Origin of the sequence: Halomonas caseinilytica, assembly GCF_001662305.1 — a bacterium.
In the GTDB taxonomy this organism is placed as follows: domain Bacteria; phylum Pseudomonadota; class Gammaproteobacteria; order Pseudomonadales; family Halomonadaceae; genus Halomonas; species Halomonas caseinilytica.
The window spans coordinates 1-1,652 of the sequence record NZ_BDEP01000035.1 but is presented as its reverse complement, the minus strand read 5'-3'; the positions used below and the strand labels follow the sequence as shown (position 1 = coordinate 1,652).

Below are 1,652 nucleotides of genomic sequence, written 5' to 3'. Positions count from 1 at the left end.
GATGCATCGGGAAACCGGCTCTGTCGCTTCCCGCCAGTTGTTCGGGGCTGCGATACCCCGGCCCCTTTGGGCAGAACCGGCTTCCCGATGGCCCCGTATTCTCAGCCCGGGACAGTAGCTGGATGTCGTCCTTTTAGATGGTTTTCGAATACCGATAAGCCATTCCTGGTTAATCCCATGTTAATTAGGGTGTTACTCTCTAATATTTGAATCCTTTTCGGCCTCTTATTTGTGAGGGTCATATCCAGACGCTAGTGTATGGCCTATAATTAACTTGATGGTTCGGTTTGGAGAAACCCATGAGAAGATTAGCTTTATTTACAGACCAGGAGTTGATGGATATTGCTTCTTTTTTTAAGTGCAAATTCACCTACATCCCCATTCCAATCGCTGCGATGGACAGTGGAGACAACACCCGCCACATAAACAAAACGAAGGAAAAGGTTTTTGACCAGGACGCGATCAACACTGCTGAGAGTGAAGGATGGCCGGTCTTCTTCGGCACCTGTAGAGATAGAAGGGAATCTACCCTAAATAAAGAGGAGGTTGAGTCAAACTCTACCTCATCCAAATTCAAGAAGGCTTTTGGAAAGTTCAAGGACTATCTTTGTGGGTATAAAGAAAAAAGCCTAGACAATGATACCAATAAGACTTACACACCAATAGCTAAGGATGGAAAGCCTGGATTTAGCCGCCCTCCCTACATAGACTAAATAAGTTAGATAAGCATGAAGCCTTCACTGATTGGTGCGGGGTCGCCTGAAGCGGCCCTGTTTTCGTTTATCATCGCTAGATGTTTGTAGTTCAAGTCTTCCATCGTTCTCGCTTGGTCCGCTCTGCCCCCGTAGAGCACCGGCTTTCGGCACAAGCAGACCTCTGAGCCCGCCTTCTGCCTACTCATAACTGCTCTCGGATGCCCTCGTTGTCGGCAAGGATGCGGATGCCGGTCTCTCCCGACTGTCCCACCACTTTGCAGGTGGCGCCTTTGCGCTACGCTGAAGGTGTCCACACATCGCGTAGCGAAAGAGGTTGATATGCCGAACTTTGTTGTGCGAGTCGAAATGCATTCAGCTAGTGCCGAACACTACGAGATGCTTCATGAGAAAATGGAAGCGCGGGGCTACAAGAGGGAGATGCAGGGCTCAGATGGCCGCACCTACCGGCTGCCTGATGCGGAATATGTGACAACCAAGTCCTACCCCATCGATGCCGTGCGGGATGAGGCCCTGGCGATGGCTGACAGCATCACCCCCGAAAGCTTTGTGCTGGTCACCCAAGCCGAGAAAATCAGCTGGTTCTTGGCACCACATTCCTAGTAATGGCGATTCCTCCTGTTGGCCATCCGTAAGCACCCTCGACGAAGGCGTTGGTGGATGACGCCCCCTGCATTCGGGCGAGGGGGCTGTCCACATCACTCGTCGCTGCTCTCTCCGCCGATCAGCGCCATCACGACGATGGCAGCGGCCAGGGCGGCGTCCATGAAGAACGATGGCAGCAGCATGATGGCCACGGCGCAGCCGATAGTGGCGCCTCGCTTAATCTTGCTGCCGCGCTGCTTGATGGCGTCGATCATGCCGGCAGCCCGTAGTCCGTCGGGTTGAGACCCAGCTTGCCGGCGACCTCCTTGATGACCACCACTTCCTCGTCCTCGA

At 53.1% G+C, this 1,652-nt stretch carries 3 protein-coding genes; 2 read left to right on the top strand and 1 reads right to left on the bottom strand.

Going from position 1 to position 1,652, the window contains the following annotated elements:
* Positions 1 to 299 precede the first annotated feature (299 nt).
* Together A9O65_RS16775 and A9O65_RS16765 are read left to right on the top strand one after the other, a co-directional pair.
* Positions 300 to 713 (top strand): hypothetical protein, encoded by a 414-nt coding sequence (locus tag A9O65_RS16775; protein ID WP_064702772.1) that lies wholly within the window; start codon positions 300 to 302, stop codon positions 711 to 713.
* A 321-nt stretch (positions 714 to 1,034) separates the two neighbouring features.
* On the top strand, positions 1,035 to 1,316 hold the full coding sequence (locus A9O65_RS16765) for a hypothetical protein (protein WP_064702770.1): 282 nt from the start codon (positions 1,035 to 1,037) through the stop codon (positions 1,314 to 1,316).
* Between the two features lie 95 nt (positions 1,317 to 1,411).
* Here the strand turns inward: A9O65_RS16765 and A9O65_RS17415 are convergent.
* A partial coding sequence (locus A9O65_RS17415) for a hypothetical protein (protein WP_219810463.1) occupies positions 1,412 to 1,652 on the bottom strand: 241 nt, incomplete at its 5' end.

Bases quoted from the DNA above. Each gene is read 5' to 3' on its own strand.
- A9O65_RS16775 (WP_064702772.1), top strand. From the start codon at position 300: ATGAGAAGATTAGCTTTATTTACAGACCAGGAGTTGATGGATATTGCT.
- A9O65_RS16765 (WP_064702770.1), top strand. From the start codon at position 1,035: ATGCCGAACTTTGTTGTGCGAGTCGAAATGCATTCAGCTAGTGCCGAA.